A 19,156-nucleotide genomic window follows, 5' to 3' on the forward strand; every position below is an offset into this window, starting at 1 on the left:
TACAGCCGGGAAAGCAGGAGCGCTAGCTCCCGCGTGGCTTGGCACGGGCTGTAGCGGCGGCAAGCAGCGGATTTTCTGGCCAGACATGCTTGGGATAGCGCCCGCGCATGTCGGCGCGCACATCGGCCCAGGAGCCGCGCCAGAAGCCGGGCAGGTCGCGTGTCGTCTGGATCGGCCGGTGCGCCGGCGACAGCAACTCGAGTGTCAGCGGCACGGTGCCGTTGGCAATCGAGGGGTGGCGGTCGAGGCCAAACAGCTCCTGCACGCGCACCGCCAGAACCGGCCATTCGCCGTCATAGCGGATCGGCACATGACTGCCGGACGGCGCATCGAAATGCGTCGGCGCCAGTGCATCGACCTTGCGCTGCAGCTCGTGCGGCACGAGCGAGGCCAGGGCGGCCGAGACAACTCCGGGATCGATGGCGGCCAGGGACGCCGCCCCCGACAGGAAGGGCAGCAGCCAGTCGTCGAGGCGTTCGATCAGCGCTTCATCCGACATGTCGGGCCAGGGTGCGCCGAGGCCACGATGCAGCCAGGACAGCCGCTGGCGCAGCGTCTCGGCCTCCCTGCTCCAGCCGAGCAGCGACAGGCCGTGCTCGCGCAGCGCATCTATTATGGCGCGGTCGGCATCGGCGCCTGAAGGAGCCGGCAGCATCCGTTCGGCGAGCGTGATGGCGCCAAGGCGAACGGCTTCACGCACACGCACGGCGCGGCGCTCGCGATCGAAGCTGGTCTGCCGGCGCGTTTCGATCCGGTCGGCCAGCGTGGCGCGGATGTCGTCCTCGCTTATTGCCGCGGCAGCCGCGATGCGGGCATTCTGCGCCTTGCCCTGCAGGTCGGCGACGACCAGAAACGGCTCGCCGGCCAGCGGGTCGGCGGCATCGAGCATGGCGCCGGAGCCATTGGCCAGCACGAACCGGCCGCGCTCGCCACGCGCCTTGGCGACGCGGTCCGGCCAGGCGTTCACGAGGAGCGCGCCGGCGGAAACAGGTTCACCGTTCTTCGCGCCGCCGGCCTGTTTGGCCAGCCTCTCCGCGAGTTGTCGCGCGGCGGTGGCACGCGGCGATCTTTCCCCGCGAAAGCGCATCAGCCGCCGCTCCAGATCGGCGCCATCGCCGCCAAGGCCGCGTTCGGTGAGCAGCACGGCCAGCATGGCCGCCTCGCCCGCATGGCCGCTCTTGGCGGCCTCGGCAACCATGTGTGCCAGCCGCACCGGCAGAGCGAGCTTGCGCATCGAAGCGCCCGCTTCCGTCAAACACCCCGCATCGTCGATGGCATGGAGCGCGCGCAGCAGCAGCCTTGCCTCGTTGAGCGCCGGCGCCGGCGGCGGATCGAGGAAGGCGAGACCGGTTGGGTCGGCGACGCCGAAGGCGGCACAGTCGAGCAGCAGGCCTGAAAGGTCTGCTTCGAGGATTTCCGGCGGCGTGAAGGCGGGAAGTGCCGCCGTCTGTTCGGCGCGCCAGAGCCGGATGGCGACGCCGGCCTGCGTGCGCCCGGCGCGGCCGGCGCGCTGGTCGGCGGATGCCTTGCTGACGCGCACCGTCTCCAGCCGCGTCAGGCCGCTCGCCGGCTCATAGCGCGGCAGGCGCGACAGGCCGGAATCGATGACGACACGCACGCCGTCGATGGTGATGGAGGTCTCGGCAATCGACGTCGCCAGTACCACCTTGCGGCGGCCCGGCGGCGCCGGCTTGATCGCGGCGTCCTGCGCCTTGCCATCGAGCTGGCCATAAAGCGGGACGATGTCGGTGTCGGCGCCGACCTTGCCGGCCAGCCGTTCGGCGGTGCGCTCGATCTCGCGCTGGCCGGGCAGGAAGGCAAGCACGCTACCGCTCTCGTCGGCAAGGGCGGCGCGGATCGCCTTGGCCATCGCATTCTCGATCGGGACGCCGGCCGGCCGTTCGTCGTAGCCTATGTCGACGGGGAAGGCGCGGCCCTCGCTTTCGATCACCGGCGCGCCCGACAGGAGTTTTGCCACGCGCGCGCCATCCAGTGTCGCCGACATCACCAGCAGCCGCAGATCCGGCCGCAGCGCACCCTGCACGTCGAGCGCCAGCGCCAGGCCGAAATCGCCGTCGAGCGAGCGCTCGTGGAATTCGTCGAAGAGGACCGCCGAGACGCCGGGCAGTTCGGGATCGTCGAGGATCATGCGCGCCAGCACGCCCTCGGTGACGACCAGTATCCTGGTCTTGGCCGAGGTGCGGTTTTCCATGCGCATGGCATAGCCGACGGTCGCGCCGGGCTCCTCATCCAGCAATTGCGCCATGCGACGTGCGGCGGCGCGGGCGGCGAGCCGGCGCGGTTCGAGCAGGACGATCTTGCCTGTCCCCAGCCATGGCGCATCGAGCAGCGCCAGCGGCACCAGCGTCGTCTTGCCGGCGCCGGGCGGCGCCACCAGCACGGCGCTGTTGCGTTCGGCCAGCGCCGCACCCAAAGCCGGCAGCACGGCGGATACCGGAAGCTCCGGCAGGGATCTTGTCGTCATCGCGTCCGCATATCAGCGGTCACGGTCACCGTGCAACCGGCGCCGGCTCAAAGCCGGGTGCGCGCAAACGGGTTCCAGCGCACGGTGCCCAGCCGCACCTCCTCGCGCACCATGGTCAGCAGGCCGGCCCCGCCGACGACCGCAAGGCCGACCAGCGACAGCCAGTCCGGGTATTCCCGGAAGAACAACGCGCCGAGGATCACCGCCCAGACGATCTGCGAATAATGCGTCGGCGCGATCCGGTTGGCGGGAGCGTATTTGGCGGCGAGCAGCTGCATGAATTGCCCACCCGCGGTGAAGGCGCCGGCCATCGCCAGCCAGACGAGCTGCATGGCATTCGGCAAGGTGAAGGAGGTGGCCGCAGCGCCCGCCCCGTTGAACAGCAGACCATAGCCGACAAGCACGCCGAGCATCGAGGTGCGCTTTTCCTGCTGGGCGAGCGAGCGCAGCAGGATGACGCTGGCCGCGGCGAGGAAGGCGTTTACGAAGGCGGCCAGGTGGCCGAGGTTCAATTCGCGAAAACCCGGCCGCACCACCAACATCACCCCGGCAAAGCCGGCCACCACCGCCAGCCATCGCCATGGGCCGACCTGTTCCTTCAGGATGACGGTGGACAGGATGGTGACAAGCAAGGGCGCCAGGAAGATCAGCGCGTAGACTTCGGCAAGCGGAATGTGGGTGAAGGCATAGACGCTGAGCACACCGGAGGCGATGCCGGCCCAGGCGCGCGCCTGCACTGCCCATGGCCGCTTCATGCGCCAGAAATCGCGCCAGCGTTCAGCGGCCGGGCGGGTGAAGAACAGGAAAAAGCCGGCAAACAAAGTGGCGAAGAACCCGATCTCGAAGACGGTGAACTGTCCGCCCAGGCTCTTGATAACGGCATCGCTGCCCGAATAGCTTGCATAGGCGAGCAGAGCGAGCAGGATTCCGTTCGGCACGTTTTTCCATTTCCGGGAGAGAGCAGCTTGAAAATTTTGACGCTCGGTGCGCATCCGGACGACATCGAGATCTTCATGTTCGGTACTCTGGCCGCCTACGCGGCGCAAGGCGCAGAACTGACTTTTGCCGCGGCCACGGATGGGGCCAAGGGCGGCAAGAGTGATGCCACGGTCCTTGCGCGTGTCCGCCGCGAGGAAGCAACGGCGGCGGCAGCACTACTTGGTGCCGCGCCACGCTTTCTCGACTTTCCCGACGGCGAGCTGGTGGCCGATGCCGCGCTCATCGGCGCGCTGAAAACGCTGATCCGCGAGACCGGGCCTGAGCTGGTGATCACGCACGCGTCCAACGACTATCACGCCGACCACCGCGCGCTGTCGGACGGCGTGCGCATCGCGGCCTCGTTCGCGGTTCCGGTGCTGCATGCCGATACGATGGGCGGCACCGGGTTCTCACCGACGCACTATGTCGATATTTCCGCCTACCGGGATATCAAGACACAGGCGATCCGCATGCACCGGTCACAGCGGCCGGAGCAATATGTCGACCGGGCGCGCATCCAGAATGAATTTCGCGCCGGCCAATGCAACGCTTTCCCCGGTTCTCTGGCCGAGGCTTTTCGCTTCGAGCCTACATTTCCCTTCGCCGACATACGCGCCTTGCTGCCGCCCGCGCCGCCGGTCCGGCCGGTGGCGCCACAGACGAACGCCATCAGCGAGGCCGGCTGAGCCGCTGCCGGAGAAACATCCGGCGACCATTTCCCAACAATTTCAATCATCCGTTTCGTCATGTTGCGACGCAGCAACGAATTCGCTTGCGTTGTTTAGTAAAAATTGCATCACTAAACAAATTACTAAACATCTGCCGCGCTCCGGCGCCGCCATGTTTAGGCCTCTGAGGAGAGAGGTTGAGGCTCTTGAAACCGTCATCCGGGCGCGTTTCGCAAATGGGAGGAAGGCATGAAATCGAGCTTGAAACTGGCGTTGGGACTGGCCTCGGCGATTGCAGCGTCGACAGCCGTCTCAAACGCCGCACACGCTGAAGACCTGACGCTTTGCTGGGCCGCGTGGGACCCGGCCAACGCACTCGTCGAACTGTCCAAGGATTTTACCAAGGAAACCGGCATCGGCATGAAATTCGAGTTCGTGCCGTGGACCAACTATGCCGACCGCTTCCTCAACGAACTGAACTCGCACGGCAAATTGTGCGACCTGATCATCGGCGACAGCCAGTGGATCGGCGGCGCGGCCGAGAACGGCCACTACGTCAAGCTGAACGACTTCTTCGACAAGGAGAAGATCAGCATGGACGACTTCGTGCCGGCGACCGTCGTCGGCTATTCGGAATGGCCGAAAAACACGCCGAACTACTGGGCGCTGCCGGCCATGGGCGACGTCGTCGGCTGGACCTATCGCAAGGACTGGTTCTCCAAGCCCGAGCTGCAGAAGGAATTCAAGGAAAAGTATGGCTGGGACCTCGGCCCGCCGGCCACTTTCGACCAGCTGAAACAGATCGCCGAATTCTTCCAGAAGCGGCAGATCGACGGCAAGACGGTCTATGGCGCCTCGATCTACACCGAGCGCGGCTCGGAAGGCATCACCATGGGCGCCATGGACGTGCTCTACAGCTACGGCTTCCAGTATGAGAACCCGAAGAAGCCCTACGAGATGGAAGGCTTCGTCAATTCCGAGAAATCGGTGAAGGGGCTGGAATTCTACAAGGCGCTCTATGATTGCTGCACGCCGCCCGGCGCCTCCAACAGCTATATGGGCGAAGGCGTCGATGCCTTCAAATCCGGACAGGTGGCTATGCACATGAACTTCGCCTTTACCTGGCCCGGCCTGCAGAAGGACGAGAATGTCGGCGGCGACAAGATCGGTTACTTCGTCAACCCGAAGGGACCCGACGGCGACCAGTTCGCCCAGCTCGGCGGCCAGGGCATCTCGGTGGTGTCCTATTCCGACAAGCACGAATCGGCGCTGAAATACATCAAGTGGTTCGCCAACAAGGACGTGCAGGCCAAGTGGTGGTCGCTCGGCGGCTATTCCTGCCTGAACGCCGTGGTGAAGGACCCGAAATTCCCCGCCAGCCAGCCCTACGCGCAGGCCTTCCTCGACTCGATGGCGATCGTGAAGGACTTCTGGGCCGAGCCGAGCTACGCGCCTTTGCTGCAGGCCTCGCAGAAGCGCTTCCATGACTATGTCGTCGCCGGCCAGGGTTCGGCCAAGGATGCACTCGACGGCCTGGTCAAGGACTGGACCCAGGTGTTCCAGGACGATGGCAAGATGTAACCGGGGCAAGATGTAACCGGCTCCTCCCGAGCCAGACCGACGCGTCCCGTGCCACCCTTGGCACGGGACGCAGTTCAGATAAATTCCATCACAGAGACGACCCAAGTGACCGAAGCAGGACTGACCATGCTCAATCGGACCGCGGAGAACGTTGCCCGGGCGACCCCGGAACCGTTGGCTCGCAAGGTCCGGGGCATCAGCGACAAGGGCCTCGCCTGGCTGTTCATTTCGCCGACGATCCTGTTGCTGCTGGCCATCAACATCTTCCCGCTGTTCTGGGCGATCTACCTATCCTTCACCAACTTCCGGGCCAACCGGCCGAACGAAGTGGTGAAGAATCTCGGCTTTGCCAACTATCAGCGCATCCTCGGCGACCAGGACATCTGGATCGCCATGCAGACGACGGCGCATTTCGTGTTCTGGACCATCCTGTTGCAGACGCTGATCGGCTTCACCCTGGCCTGGCTGATCGACCGGAAATTCCGCGGCCACGCCTTCTGGACGACGCTGATCCTGGTGCCGATGATGCTGTCGCCGGCGGTGGTCGGCAATTTCTGGCGCTTCCTCTACGAGCCGCAGATCGGCCTGTTCTCCTATGTCATCTCGTTCGTCAGCGGCATCCCGCCGACAAGCATCCAGATGCTTTCCAACGTGTCGCTGGCGCCATGGTCGATCATCATCGTCGATACCTGGATGTGGACGCCCTACGTGATGCTTATCTGCCTCGCCGGGCTGCGCTCCATCCCCGAATACATCTATGAGGCGGCCGAGGTCGACCGCGCGTCCAACTGGCGGCAATTCTGGTCGATCACGCTGCCGATGGCGCTGCCCTTCATCATGCTGGCGGTGCTGTTTCGCGGCATCGAGAACTTCAAGATGTTCGACATGGTCAACCTGCTGACCGGCGGCGGGCCGGGCTCGACCACCGAGGTCGCCTCGATCACGCTGAAGCGGCAGGCTTTCGAGAGCTGGCGCACCGGCTATTCCTCGGCCTTCGCCATCATCCTGTTCGTGGCGGTGTTCGGGCTGGCCAACATCTACGTCAAGGCGCTCAACAAGGTGAAGCAGAGATGAGCCTGACCACTGCCCATTCGGTCGTCGCACCGTCAGCGAATTCGAAGCGCATCGCCGGCGCGATCATCATCGCCTACGCGCTGATCTCGATCGTGCCGCTGTTGTGGATCTTCGCCACCAGCTTCAAGACGCCGCCGGATTCGATCGCCTATCCGCCAAAAATCGTGTTCCAGCCGAGCATCGAAGGCTATTGCAACCTGTTCACGACGCGGACGCGGCAGACGCCGGAATACATCAACTCGCTGGGGCCGGCGACCGGCTTCTGCGACGAGACCGTGCGCAAGCGCAACATGGTGATCGCCGGCCCGTCCAACTTCCTGCCGCGCTTCCTCAACTCGCTGATCATCGCCTTCGGCTCGACCTTCTGCGCGGTCTTTCTCGGCACGCTGTCGGCCTATGGTTTCTCGCGCTTCAAGGTTCCGCTCGCCGACGACCTTCTGTTCTTCATCCTGTCGACCCGCTTCATGCCCCCGATCGCGGTCGCCATTCCGATCTACCTGATGTACCGCGAGCTCGGCCTGTCGGACACCGCGCTCGGCATGATCCTGCTCTACACGGCGGTCAACGTGTCGCTGGCGGTGTGGCTCTTGAAAGGCTTCATCGACGAGATCCCGCGCGAATATGAGGAAGCGGCGATGATCGACGGCTACACGCGGCTGCAGGCCTTCTGGCGCACCGTGCTGCCGCAGGCGACCACCGGCATTGCCGCGACCGCGATCTTCTGCCTGATCTTCGCCTGGAACGAATATGCCTTCGCGGCACTCTTGACCTCGGGCACGGCCCAGACCGCGCCGCCCTTCATCCCGACCATCATCGGCGAAGGCGGCCAGGACTGGCCGGCTGTGGCGGCCGGCACGACGATCTTCCTGGTGCCGATCCTGGTTTTCACTATCCTGCTTCGCAAGCAATTGCTGCGCGGCATCACCTTCGGCGCGGTACGCAAATGAGCATGACCAATCCCGTCAAACGCAAATCGCGCTGGCCGGCCTGGGCGCGGCGCGGCCTGATGGAAAACATCGCGACCGCACTGATCGCCATCGGTTTCCTGATGCTGTTCCAGCCTTTCGCGCTGTCGCTCTACACCTATTCCTTCATCACCATGCTCGCCGGCACCGTGATGTTCATCATCGTCTCGAAGTTCCCGGAATAATCATGGCCGAGATCCGTGTTCAGCACCTGAGAAAGGCCTTCGGCGATTTCGTCGCCGTGCAGGATTCCAACTTCCTCGTCGAGGATGGCGAGTTCTTCGTCATGCTCGGGCCGTCGGGCTGCGGCAAGACGACGACACTGCGCATGATCGCCGGGCTCGAACTACCGACCGGCGGCCAGATCCTGCTCGGCGGCGAGGACGTCACCATGCTGCGGGCACGCGAGCGCGACATCGCTTTCGTCTTCCAACTGTTCGCGCTCTATCCGCATATGAATGTGCGCAAGAACATCGGCTTTCCACTGCTGGCGCAGGGCATGCCGTCGGCCGAAATCCGCGCGCGCGTCGAAGAGACGGCAAAACTCCTGCGCATCGACCATCTGCTCAACAAGTCGGTCTCCGGCCTTGCCGGCGGCGACCGTCAGCGCGTGGCGCTTGGGCGCGCCATCGTGCGGCGGCCGAAATGTTTTTTGATGGACGAGCCGCTCGGCACCTTGGACACCGAATTCCGCGACCTCATGGTCCATGAACTGCGCGAACTGCACAACCGCATCCACGCCACCACCGTCTATGTCACGCATGACCAGATGGAGGCGATGTCGATGGCCGACAAGATCGCTGTGATGAACCACGGCGTCATCGAGCAGTTCGGCACACCGCGCGAAATCTACGACCGCCCGGCGACCATGTTCGTCGCCGACTTCATCGGCTCGCCGTCGATGAATTTTCTGGGCTTCGGCGGCGGGCTCGCCAAAGGCGCGAAGGAAATCGTCGTCCAGGGCGCGAAGGTCGCGGTGCCGGAGGTGCGCGAGGATATCGCGCCGGCCGACATGGCGCTCGGCATCCGGCCCGAACATATCCGTTTCGACGACACTTCCAAGCTGCGCGGCGCCATCTACGGCACCGAATATCTCGGCACCACGCAGATCGTCGCGGTGGAAACGGCCGACGGCATCATCAAGGCGCGGGTGCCGGCCGAAATCCGGCTCAATGCCGGCGATCATGTCGGCCTGGCCCTGAACAGCGCCCGGCTGTCGCTGTTCGACAAGGGATCGGGCCGCGCGGTGAGAACCGCGGTCCACGACACCGCCTCTCAGGGGAGAGCGCAGCATGGCTGACGTGCACATCAAGAACGTGACCAAGAGCTTTGACGAGCATGTCGCCGTCAACGGTCTCGACCTGCATATAGCGGACGGCGAATTCGTCGTGCTGCTCGGGCCGACCGGGGCCGGCAAGACGACGACGCTGCGGCTGATCGCCGGGCTGGAACGGCCGGACAGCGGCACGATCGAGATCGGCGGCCAAAATGCGACGACGCTGTCGCCGGCCGAGCGCGACACGGCCTTCGTGTTCCAGCAGTACTCGCTCTATCCACATCTGTCGGTCTACGACAATCTCGCCTTCCCGCTGCGCTCGCCGGCGCGCAAAATCCCGGAGGACCAGATCCGCCGGCGGGTCGAGGACGTGGCGAAGATGGTGCGCATCCATCACAAGCTCGCCAACCGCTCGACCAAACTTTCGGGCGGCGAAATGCAGCGCGTCGCCATCGGCCGCGCCTTGGTGCGCAAACCGGCGATCTATCTGATGGACGAGCCGCTGTCGTCGCTCGACGCCAAGCTGCGCGCGGATCTGCGGCTGGAGCTGAAACGCATCCAGTCCGAACTCGGCGCCACCATGCTCTATGTTACGCACGACCAGATCGAGGCGATGACCATGGCCGACCGCATCGGCATCCTCGCCGACGGCGTGCTGGTGCAGATCGGGTCGCCGCGAACCATCTATTCGGAGCCGGCAAACCTGCATGTCGCGGCAAGGCTCGGCCAGCCAGCGATCAATCTTCTGCCGACCGGCCTGCTGCCCGACGGCGGTGCGCCGGCCGGCACCAGGACGATCGGCGCGCGCACCGAACATCTGACGATCGAGAAAGCGATGAATGGCCATGCCGACGGCGTCGTCGACTGGGTCGAGCATCTCGGCGACCAGAACCATCTGCATGTGACGGTCGGGCCGAAGAAGCTGGTGACGCTGACCGACCCGGACACCGATCTGTCGCAAGGCGACAAGGTGGTGATCCGCTACCGCTCGCCACTCTATTTCGGCGCCGATGGACAAAGATTGATGTGAATGGTTTCGGTGTTTCCCCACCAAAGGGACAATGCCTCCTCCGATTGACGATCGCGAATACGGGACGAATTCGATGAAGCACTTTTTCAACCGCAGGGAAACGATCGTCACCGAGGCGCTGGACGGCCTGTTGCGCACCATCGGCTCGGGCGATCTCGCGCGCCTCGACGGCTATCCCGAGATCAAGGTCGTGCTGCGCGCCGACTGGGACAAGTCGAAGGTCAGCGTCGTCTCCGGCGGCGGCGCCGGGCATGAGCCTTCGCATGCAGGCTTTGTCGGCAAGGGCATGCTGACGGCGGCGGTCTCCGGCGAGATCTTCGCCTCGCCGAGCGTCGAGGCGGTGCTGGCGGGGATCCGCGCGGTCACCGGCCCGGCCGGCTGCCTGCTGATCGTCAAGAACTATACCGGCGACCGGCTCAATTTCGGCCTGGCGGCGGAGAAGGCGCGCGCCGAGGGCTTTCGCGTCGAGATGGTGATTGTTGCCGACGACATAGCCTTGCCTGACATCAACCAGCCGCGCGGCGTCGCCGGCACGCTGTTCGTGCACAAGATTTCAGGCCATCTGTCGGAGGCCGGCCATGATCTTTCCGAGATCGCGGCAGCGGCGCGGGCGGCGGCAAAGGATATCGTATCGCTCGGAATGTCGCTGTCCTCCTGTTCCATCCCCGGCCAGCCGCATGAAGACAGGTTTGGCGCGGACGACGGCGAACTTGGCCTGGGCATTCATGGCGAGCCGGGCGTCGAGCGGATTGCCTTGCAAAGCGTCGACAGGCTGGTCGCGATCATGGCGGAGCGCCTCGCTGCTGGGCTCGACCCGAAGGCGAGCCATGCCTTGCTGATCAACAATCTCGGCGCGGTGCCTCCGCTCGAAATGTCGCTGATTGCCAATGCGGTGCTGGCCTCGCCACTGGCCAAGACGGTCAAGCTGACGATCGGCCCGGGGCCGCTGATGACGGCGCTCAACATGAACGGCTTCTCGCTGTCGCTGATCCGGCTCGATACGGCGCGTGAAGCCGCCCTGCTGGCGCCGGTCGGTCCGCATGCCTGGATGCCGGCCAAGCCGGTCGCGGCGCCTGTCATCGTGCCGATGGCGAAAGCAGCCGGACAAAGCGCTGCGCACAAGGCCAGCCAGCATGCTGGCACCAGGCGCCTGATCGTCACGGTCTGCGAAAGACTGATCTCGCTCGAGGCGTCATTGAACGGGCTCGACGCCAAGGCGGGCGACGGCGACACCGGCTCGACGGTGGCGACCGGCGCGCGCTGCGTCCTCGATCGGCTCGACACGCTGCCGCTTGCCAACCCCGCTGCGACGCTTGGCGCGATAGGCGACATATTGAGCGCGTCGATGGGTGGTTCCAGCGGGGTGCTGCTGTCGATCTTCTTCACGGCGGCGGCGCAGGCCCTCGGCGGCGGGGACAGTTTGTCCAAGGCGCTGCTTGCCGGACTTGAGCGGATGATCTTCTACGGCGGCGCCAGACCGGGTGATCGCACCATGGTCGATGCGCTGGAGCCCGCGCTGAAGGCACTTGATGCCGATGGTCTGGAGGAGGCAGCAACAGCGGCGAGGCGTGGTGCCGAGGCCACGGCCGCCATGGAGAAGGCGAAGGCCGGACGGTCGGCCTATGTCGGCACCAAATTGCAAGGCGTGGTGGACCCCGGTGCCCATGCGGTGGCCGAGGTGTTTTCGGCCGCCGCCACGCTGCTCGTCACAGCCTGACGCATGCACCAGTTGTCGAATGACCGTTCTTTCGCTACTGCCGGCAAAGTGGAAACCGGGATTTTGGGCGATATGGCGGCGTTGCACCTTGCCAGGCTGATCGCGGTGGCCGCCGATACGATTGCCGCTCACGCCGAGGAATTGACGGCGCTCGACCAGGCGATCGGCGACGGCGACCATGGGCTGAACATGAAGCGCGGCTTCGAGGCCGTGCGAGCCGAGGCCGATGCGTTCGCCGCAAAGCCGTTGCCTGACGCCCTGAAAGCGATCGGAACCAAGCTGGTGATGACGGTGGGCGGCGCTTCGGGTCCCTTGTTCGGCACGCTGTTCATGGCCTTGGGCAAGGAGATCGCGGCGGACCCCGATCGCAAAAACCTGGCCGCTGCCTTCGGCAAGGCTGTCGAAGCCGTGGCCGCTCGCGGCAAGTCGCAGATCGGACAAAAAACCATGCTCGATGTGCTGCAGCCGGTGCATGACGCCTTGGCCGGGGACAAGACGGCGGCTGAGATCGCCGACATCGCCGACGCCGCCGCCGAAGCGACGGTGCCGATGAAGGCGCTGCGCGGTCGCGCCTCGTTCCTTGGCGAGCGCTCGATCGGCCATATGGATGCCGGCGCGCGCTCAACCGCGCTGCTGGTGCGCTCGGTGGGGCAAGCGATCGGGGAAAGTGCATGAGCAATGTCGGGATCGTGATCGTGTCGCATTCGCCGCTGGTCGCGGAGGGCACGGCCGACATGGTACGCCAGATGGTGGGCGACGAAGTGCCGCTTGCATGGTGCGGCGGAAACGGCCATGGCGGGCTCGGCACCAATGTCGAGGCGATCATGGGCGCCATCGACAAGGCCTGGTCGGAAGCCGGTGTCGCCATCCTTGTCGATCTCGGCGGCGCCGAGACCAACTCGGAAATGGCGGTGGAGATGATCGGCGAGCCGCGTGCGCAGAAGATCATCGTGTGCAACGCGCCGATCGTCGAGGGCGCGGTGATGGCCGCGACCGAATCCTCCGGCGGCGCTTCACTGAAGGAAGTGGTGGCGACGGCGCACGAATTGTCGCCGTCGTGAGTAAACGGGATTTCTGAAAAATGTCCGCAGCCGCCGAAGCGACCGTCCTGATCACCCACGATGTGGGGCTGCACGCGCGCCCGTCGGTGAAGTTCACCAAGCTGGCCAAGACCTTTGCCGCCGACGTGGAAATCGCGCTGGCCGCCAACGGGCCGTGGTTCGACGCCAAGAGCATCGTCAAGGTGATGGCAGCCAAGGCGCCGAAGGGCACGGTGCTGCACATCAGGGCCAGGGGCAACGGCGCCGATGATGCGGTGCGCGCACTGATCGAGCTGGTGCAGCGCGACTTCGACGAGGACGCCGGTCATGTCCGCTCGGCGTGAGGCTGGCGCGCTTCTTCGCCGGCCCGCAGGGAATGCGGGCCATGCGGATTGAGGGCGTTCCGGCCTCGGCCGGCTATGCCGAGGGGCCGCTGTTCGACCTCGATCGGTCGCCGGCCGTCTACGCAGGCAAAGCCACCGCTACGGAAGAGAAGACGTCGCTGCAAGCCGCGATCGGCACGGCAGTGAGCCGGCTTGCCGCCATGGCGGAGACCGCCGACAGCGACGCCGCCGGCATACTCGAATTCCACATTGCCATGCTGGAAGACAACGCCTTGAGCGGGCCGGCCTTCGCGTCGATCGCTTCCGGACAGACCGCCGACGCGGCATGGCGAGAGGCGCTTGATGCCGAGATCGCCGGTTACGAGGCCTCGGACCAGGACTATTTCCGCGCCCGCGCCACGGATTTGCGCGATATCAGGGACCAGGTGCTGCGTGCCTTGACCGAGGACGTCGACAGCACAGCGCCTACCGGTGCCATCCTCTGCGGCGAGGACATCGCGCCGACGCGCTTCCTCGAAACCGACTGGAGCCATGGCGGCGGCATTGCGCTGAAGGCGGGCAGCACCGCCAGCCATGTCGCCATGCTGGCGCGCTCGCGTGGCGTGCCGATGGTGGTGGGGCTGCGCGAACCGCTTGGCGATCTTGCCGGCATGGCACTGCTCGACGCCGAGCATGGCAGCATCGTGCTGGCGCCCTCGCCGGCGGAGATCGGCGCGTTCCGGCTGTCATCCGCTTCCTTCGTCGCCCGCCAGGGCGTGGCCCGGCGTTTTCTGGCGCGGCCGGCGGTGACCAAGGCCGGCACGGCGGTGCGGGTGCAGGTCAACATCGCCGATCCGTCCGATGTCGACGGCATCGACATCGCGACCTGCGACGGTGTCGGGCTGATGCGAACTGAGTTCCTGTTCGGCAAGAATTTGCCGGATGAGGAGACGCAATATCGCGCCTATCGCAAGGTGCTGGAATGGGCTGGGGAAAAACCAGTGACGATCCGTACTGTCGACGCCGGCGGCGACAAGCCGGTACCGGGCTTCACCGTCGAGGAAGGCAATCCATTCCTTGGCCTGCGCGGCATCAGGCTGTCGCTGGCGCGGCTCGATATTTTTCGCGTACAGATCAGGGCATTGCTGCGCGCCGCGCCACACGGCACTCTCAAGGTGATGTTTCCGATGATCGCCATGGCCGATGAGTATGAGCGCGCAGCCGCCCTGTTCGCCGAAGAGCAGGCAGCCCTTGCCGCGCGTGGCGTCGCCCACAGGATGCCGCCGCTGGGCATCATGGTCGAGGTGCCGTCGGTGGCCATCGCGCCGGAAGCATTCGCAGGCGTCGCCTTCTTCTCGATCGGCTCCAACGACTTGACGCAATATGTGATGGCGGCCGCGCGGGATAACGCTGCTGTGGCCCATCTCAATTCGGTCCGTCATCCCGCTGTGCTGCGGTTGATCGGCTCGGTCACGGCCTTCGGACGGGAAAACGGCATTCCAGTCAGCCTGTGCGGCGATGCCGGCGGCGATCCCGCGTCGATCCCTTCGCTGCTGAAGGCTGGTTTGCGCGATCTGTCCGTTGCACCGGCGCAACTCGCCATGGCCAAGGCGGCCATATCCGATGTCCCGGTCTAGGCGCGGCCGGCATGGTTGACATCAAACCCGAACCCGGCTCCGAAGAGGCAATCCGCGCCTACAAGACGATCCTGTCGCAGGTCATCGACCAGCGACCGTCCGGCATGCGCCAGCGCCTGGCCGACGCGCTTGGCAAGCACCGCAGCTTCGTGACGCAGATTTCAAGCCCTGCCTATACGGTGCCGATTCCGTCGAAGCATTTGCCGGCTATTTTTTCCGTCTGCCATTTCAGTCCAGCCGAGCGGGATCAGTTTCTCGCCGCCTACCATCAGGCGCATCCGGGAAAAATGTCGATCGCCGCGGGCATGCGCAAGACGCGGCATGTGTCGCTCGTCGTGCCGGATTTCGGCGACGACAAGCAGAATGCGGCGCTCGATCGGGCGATCAATGAATTCATCCAGAAGATCACCAGCATCGCCGGCAAGGGTGGCAGCTGACCATTCTTGCCGGGCTGTTTGGGAGGACGCCATGAAGAAATTTATGAATGCGGTGGACACGGTGCTGACGGAGAGCCTCGACGGTTTCGTGGCCGCCCACGCCGATATCCTCGTGCTTGGCGAGGAGCACAAATTCGTCCGCCGCAGGACGTTGCGGCCGGGCAAGGTGGCGCTGATCTCCGGCGGCGGCTCGGGCCACGAGCCGCTGCATGGCGGCTTTGTCGGCCATGGCATGCTGGACGCCGCCTGCCCCGGCCAGGTGTTCACCTCGCCGACGCCGGACCAGATGCTGGCGGCGGCGCAGGCCGTCGACACCGGCGCCGGCTGCCTGTTCATCGTCAAGAACTACGAGGGCGATGTGATGAATTTCGACATGGCTGCCGAAATGTCCGATGGCGTCCAGCAGGTGGTGACCAATGACGATGTCGCCGTCGAGAATTCGTCCTACACGACCGGCCGGCGCGGCGTGGCGGGCACGCTGGTGGTGGAAAAGATCGTCGGCGCGGCGGCCGAGCACGGCCTGGCACTGCCGGTGCTGAAGACGTTGGGCGAGCGCGTCAACGCCGCGACCCGCTCGATGGGCGTGGCGCTGACCAGCGGCACCGTGCCGGCCGCCGGCAAGCCGACCTTCGACATCGGCGACGGCGAGATGGAATTCGGCGTCGGCATCCATGGCGAGCCTGGCCGCCGGCGCGATGCCTTAAAGAGCGCCGACGCGATCGCCGGGGAGATCTGCACAGCGATCCTCGGCGATCTCGGCGACAAAGCGAAAGGACCGGCGCTGCTGTTCGTCAACGGATTCGGCGGCACGCCGCTGATGGAGCTCTATCTGATGTACAACAGCGCGCGAAAGATCTTCGAGACGCATGGCGTGACGGTAATCCGCTCGCTGGTCGGCAGCTATGTCACCTCGCTCGACATGGCCGGCTGCTCGATCACGCTCACCATGCTCGACGAAGAGATGACCGGCTGGTGGGACGCGCCTGTCCATACGGCGGCGCTGCGTTGGGGCATGTAGCAATTCGAGTGCGCGGCGATTTTCCCTGGAAGAGCCATAGCGCTTCCGTTGGGAATGGCCTGCTCTCAGCGGAAATCACCCCAGAAATAGTCGTCACCATGAAGCCTCCGGTAAGTGCGTTGACTCGCCGGGCCGTTGCCTTTCTTCCCCAAAGTAAGGTAAGGACTCCCGGGATTTTTGGGGAGATAGCGTATGCGTTACAACTGGGAGCGGGCGCCGACGACTTTCGAACGTCATCGGAAAGCGCTGGCGGCGGCCATTTTGATCTTCGGTGGCGTGGGCCTCATGCTTGTGGCCCTGCCGATCTAGTGCGGTAGACCATTTCGTCCCATGAATACCGTTTGTTAGGCGGCTATCGGCTGGCCTCTCGGCAAGGCTGCCCGGTCACGGCGATGAAGCGGCGGTCGCGCCCTTCAAAGTCCCAGCACGACAATCACCGCCGGTTTGCCGGAAGGCGCTGGCCGTACTGCTCGAAGGCGAAATAGCGGCCATCGGGCGAAAAGCCGATGATGGGCCGCGGCATCTCCGGCCAAGGCGGTTGAGATCGCGAGCACCGCGCCGATCGCCAGCGCAAGAACCGGTTTTGCCATGATCGACGCCGGATGGCGCATCGCTGAGATCCCGTCCCCCCGAGAAGACCTCACTTCACGATCCAAGCCGGGACCGGTTCATACGAAAATCAGGGGAGACAGCGCCGGAAAAAACAGCATAGGCTGTCGGCAAAGACGTCAAATGGTTCCTGGGGAGGTTACGGATGGCTTCACGCTATCATGAGGTCTATGACGGCTGGAAACGCGACCCGGAACAATTCTGGGCGGACGCGGCCGGCGCCATCGACTGGTATTCGCCCTGGGACAAGGTGTTCGACGCCACCGCCGGCGTCTATGGCCGCTGGTTTACCGGCGCGACCTGCAACACCTGCTACAACGCCATCGACCGGCATGTCGCCGGCGGACGCGCCGACCAGATCGCACTGATCTATGACAGCGCCATCACCGGAACGGTGAAAAAATTCACCTACGCCGAACTCAAGCGCGAAGTGGTGGCGCTGACCTCGGTGCTGAAGAACCGGGGCATCGGCAAGGGCGACCGCGTCATCATCTACATGCCGATGGTGGCGGAGGCGGCCATCGCCATGCTTGCCTGCGCCCGCATCGGCGCCGTGCATTCGGTTGTGTTCGGCGGCTTTGCCTCGCATGAACTGGCCACCCGCATCGACGATGCCAAGCCGAAGCTGATCATCTCGGCCTCCTGCGGCCTGGAGCCGGGCCGGGTCGTCGCCTACAAGCCGCTGCTCGACAAGGCGATCGAGATGTCCCACCACAAGCCGGATGCCTGCCTGATCCTGCAGCGCGACCAGCTGCGCTGCGACCTGAAGGAGCATTTCGACATCGACTATGCCGACGCCGTCGCGCGTGAGCGGGCGGCCGGCGCCAATGTCGACTGCGTGCCGGTGCTGGCCACCGACCCGCTCTACATCATCTACACGTCAGGCACGACCGGCCAGCCCAAGGGGATTGTGCGCGACAATGGCGGCCACATGGTCGCGCTGAAATGGACGATGGAAAACGAGTTCGGCGTCAAACCGGGCGAAGTGTTCTGGGCGGCGTCCGATGTCGGCTGGGTCGTCGGCCATTCCTACATCGTCTACGGACCGCTGCTGCATGGCAGCACCAGCGTCCTGTTCGAAGGCAAGCCGATCGGGACGCCGGATGCCGGCACCTACTGGCGGGTCATCTCGGACCATGGGGTGGTCGCGCTGTTCACCGCGCCCACGGCGTTCCGGGCGATCAAGGGCCAGGATCCGCGGGGTGAGTTCGTTGCCAGATACGATCTGTCGAAATTCCGCACGCTGTTCCTCGCCGGCGAGCGCGCCGACCCCGAAACCATCAAATGGGCGGAGCAGAAGCTGAACCTGCCAGTGGTCGACCATTGGTGGCAGACCGAGACCGGCTCGCCGATGACCATCAACCCGGCGGGGCTCGGCCTGCTGCCGGTGAAATACGGTTCGCCCGGCGTGCCGATGCCCGGCTATGACATCCGCGTGCTCGACGATGCCGGCCACGAGGTGCCGCGCGGGACGCTCGGCAATGTCGTGGTCAAGCTGCCGTTGCCGGCCGGCTGCCTGCCGACGCTGTGGAACGCCGACGCCCGCTTCCGCCAGGCCTATCTCGATGAGTTTCCCGGCTACTACAAGACCGCGGATGCCGGCATGATCGACGAGGACGGCTATCTCTACGTGATGGCGCGCACCGACGACATCATCAATGTTGCCGGCCACCGGCTGTCGACCGGCGCCATGGAAGAGGTGCTGGCCGCCCATCCCGATGTCGCCGAATGCGCCGTCGTCGGCATTGCCGATGCGATGAAGGGGCAAATTCCGCTCGGCTTCGTGGTGCTGAACGCCGGTGTCGCGCGCGACGGCGGCGCCATCGAGAAGGAGGTCGTGGCGCTGGTGCGCGAGCGGATCGGGCCGGTCGCCGCCTTCAAGACCGTGGTGACGATCAAGCGCCTGCCCAAGACGCGGTCCGGAAAGATCCTGCGCGGCACCATGCAGAAGATCGCCGACAAGGAAGAATGGACGATGCCGGCGACGATCGACGACCCGGCCATCCTCGACGAGATCACCGCTGCGATAAAGGCGCGGGGGATCGGGGTTTAGGGGCAGCCAATCGCATAATGCATGCCGCCCAAAAGTGGCCCCGGTTTTGGGAGAACGACATGCATGAAAACAAAGACCTAAAGCGCGTCGTATGAATCCGTTCAGACGCGACGCGCTTTAGGCCATCGCCGGTCCTCCGGCGGACAAGAGAACTGTCACCCATGCTACCGGTCCATTCTGTTACCTATCTATCCGGTTCGGACACGCGCCAAGGCCGGCGAACTCGCGCCGTTCTCTCCCCCGGAGTGGGAGGGTGCCTCGGCGA

General features: G+C 65.0%; 18 protein-coding genes. 15 read left to right on the top strand and 3 right to left on the bottom strand.

The window, feature by feature from the left end; genetic code table 11:
• Positions 1-22: 22 nt before the first annotated feature.
• Together hrpB and CK226_RS12410 are read right to left on the bottom strand one after the other, a co-directional pair.
• Positions 23-2,485 carry an ATP-dependent helicase HrpB gene (gene hrpB, locus CK226_RS12405; protein ID WP_095791999.1) on the bottom strand — a complete coding sequence of 821 codons (2,463 nt, stop codon included), beginning with the start codon at positions 2,483-2,485 and terminating at the stop codon, positions 23-25.
• A 47-nt stretch (positions 2,486-2,532) separates the two neighbouring features.
• Positions 2,533-3,423 (bottom strand): DMT family transporter, encoded by an 891-nt coding sequence (locus CK226_RS12410; RefSeq protein WP_095792000.1) that lies wholly within the window; start codon positions 3,421-3,423, stop codon positions 2,533-2,535.
• A gap of 27 nt (positions 3,424-3,450) precedes the next feature.
• On the opposite strand from CK226_RS12410, the gene CK226_RS12415 reads away from it, so the two are divergent.
• From CK226_RS12415 to dhaK, 14 genes are all read left to right on the top strand, one after another.
• Positions 3,451-4,149, top strand: coding sequence for a PIG-L deacetylase family protein (locus CK226_RS12415; RefSeq protein ID WP_095792001.1), 699 nt, complete (start codon positions 3,451-3,453; stop codon positions 4,147-4,149).
• Between the two features lie 231 nt (positions 4,150-4,380).
• On the top strand, positions 4,381-5,712 hold the full coding sequence (locus CK226_RS12420; RefSeq protein WP_095792002.1) for an ABC transporter substrate-binding protein: 1,332 nt from the start codon (positions 4,381-4,383) through the stop codon (positions 5,710-5,712).
• A gap of 126 nt (positions 5,713-5,838) precedes the next feature.
• Positions 5,839-6,786, top strand: coding sequence for a sugar ABC transporter permease (locus CK226_RS12425; RefSeq protein ID WP_095771946.1), 948 nt, complete (start codon positions 5,839-5,841; stop codon positions 6,784-6,786).
• Positions 6,783-7,733 (top strand): carbohydrate ABC transporter permease, encoded by a 951-nt coding sequence (locus tag CK226_RS12430; protein WP_010913114.1) that lies wholly within the window; start codon positions 6,783-6,785, stop codon positions 7,731-7,733. The genes CK226_RS12425 and CK226_RS12430 overlap by 4 nt, the downstream gene beginning before the upstream one ends.
• On the top strand, positions 7,730-7,936 hold the full coding sequence (locus CK226_RS12435) for a hypothetical protein (protein WP_095771666.1): 207 nt from the start codon (positions 7,730-7,732) through the stop codon (positions 7,934-7,936). The genes CK226_RS12430 and CK226_RS12435 overlap by 4 nt, the downstream gene beginning before the upstream one ends.
• Before the next feature lie 2 nt (positions 7,937-7,938).
• Complete coding sequence (locus CK226_RS12440; RefSeq protein ID WP_095792003.1) at positions 7,939-9,051, top strand: ABC transporter ATP-binding protein; 1,113 nt, start codon at positions 7,939-7,941, stop codon at positions 9,049-9,051.
• A complete protein-coding gene (locus tag CK226_RS12445) occupies positions 9,044-10,057 on the top strand; it encodes an ABC transporter ATP-binding protein (protein WP_095792004.1) in 1,014 nt (337 codons plus the stop codon). Before CK226_RS12440 ends, CK226_RS12445 begins: the two co-directional genes overlap by 8 nt.
• Positions 10,058-10,130: 73 nt before the next feature.
• Entirely contained in the window at positions 10,131-11,774 is a 1,644-nt protein-coding gene (locus CK226_RS12450) for a dihydroxyacetone kinase subunit DhaK (RefSeq protein ID WP_095792005.1), read from the top strand.
• Between the two features lie 72 nt (positions 11,775-11,846).
• Complete coding sequence (gene dhaL / locus CK226_RS12455) at positions 11,847-12,449, top strand: dihydroxyacetone kinase subunit DhaL (RefSeq protein WP_095771945.1); 603 nt, start codon at positions 11,847-11,849, stop codon at positions 12,447-12,449.
• On the top strand, positions 12,446-12,835 hold the full coding sequence (gene dhaM, locus CK226_RS12460) for a dihydroxyacetone kinase phosphoryl donor subunit DhaM (protein ID WP_010913108.1): 390 nt from the start codon (positions 12,446-12,448) through the stop codon (positions 12,833-12,835). Before dhaL ends, dhaM begins: the two co-directional genes overlap by 4 nt.
• Before the next feature lie 20 nt (positions 12,836-12,855).
• Positions 12,856-13,158 (top strand): HPr family phosphocarrier protein, encoded by a 303-nt coding sequence (locus CK226_RS12465; RefSeq protein ID WP_095771662.1) that lies wholly within the window; start codon positions 12,856-12,858, stop codon positions 13,156-13,158.
• A 41-nt stretch (positions 13,159-13,199) separates the two neighbouring features.
• Positions 13,200-14,774: a phosphoenolpyruvate--protein phosphotransferase gene (gene ptsP, locus CK226_RS12470; RefSeq protein ID WP_179301037.1), complete on the top strand. Its 1,575-nt coding sequence runs from the start codon at positions 13,200-13,202 to the stop codon at positions 14,772-14,774.
• Between the two features lie 11 nt (positions 14,775-14,785).
• Positions 14,786-15,211 (top strand): hypothetical protein, encoded by a 426-nt coding sequence (locus tag CK226_RS12475; protein ID WP_019862863.1) that lies wholly within the window; start codon positions 14,786-14,788, stop codon positions 15,209-15,211.
• Between the two features lie 31 nt (positions 15,212-15,242).
• Positions 15,243-16,229 carry a dihydroxyacetone kinase subunit DhaK gene (gene dhaK, locus CK226_RS12480; RefSeq protein ID WP_095771661.1) on the top strand — a complete coding sequence of 329 codons (987 nt, stop codon included), beginning with the start codon at positions 15,243-15,245 and terminating at the stop codon, positions 16,227-16,229.
• A gap of 413 nt (positions 16,230-16,642) precedes the next feature.
• Here the strand turns inward: dhaK and CK226_RS34895 are convergent, their stop codons facing one another.
• Positions 16,643-16,840 (bottom strand): hypothetical protein, encoded by a 198-nt coding sequence (locus CK226_RS34895; RefSeq protein ID WP_179301038.1) that lies wholly within the window; start codon positions 16,838-16,840, stop codon positions 16,643-16,645.
• 143 nt (positions 16,841-16,983) lie between these two features.
• Here CK226_RS34895 and CK226_RS12490 point away from each other — a divergent pair, with 143 nt between their 5' ends.
• A complete protein-coding gene (locus CK226_RS12490; protein ID WP_095792006.1) occupies positions 16,984-18,891 on the top strand; it encodes a propionyl-CoA synthetase in 1,908 nt (635 codons plus the stop codon).
• Positions 18,892-19,156 lie beyond the last annotated feature (265 nt).

It is taken from the genome of Mesorhizobium sp. WSM4311 (assembly GCF_002295115.1).
Classification (GTDB): Bacteria; Pseudomonadota; Alphaproteobacteria; order Rhizobiales; family Rhizobiaceae; genus Mesorhizobium.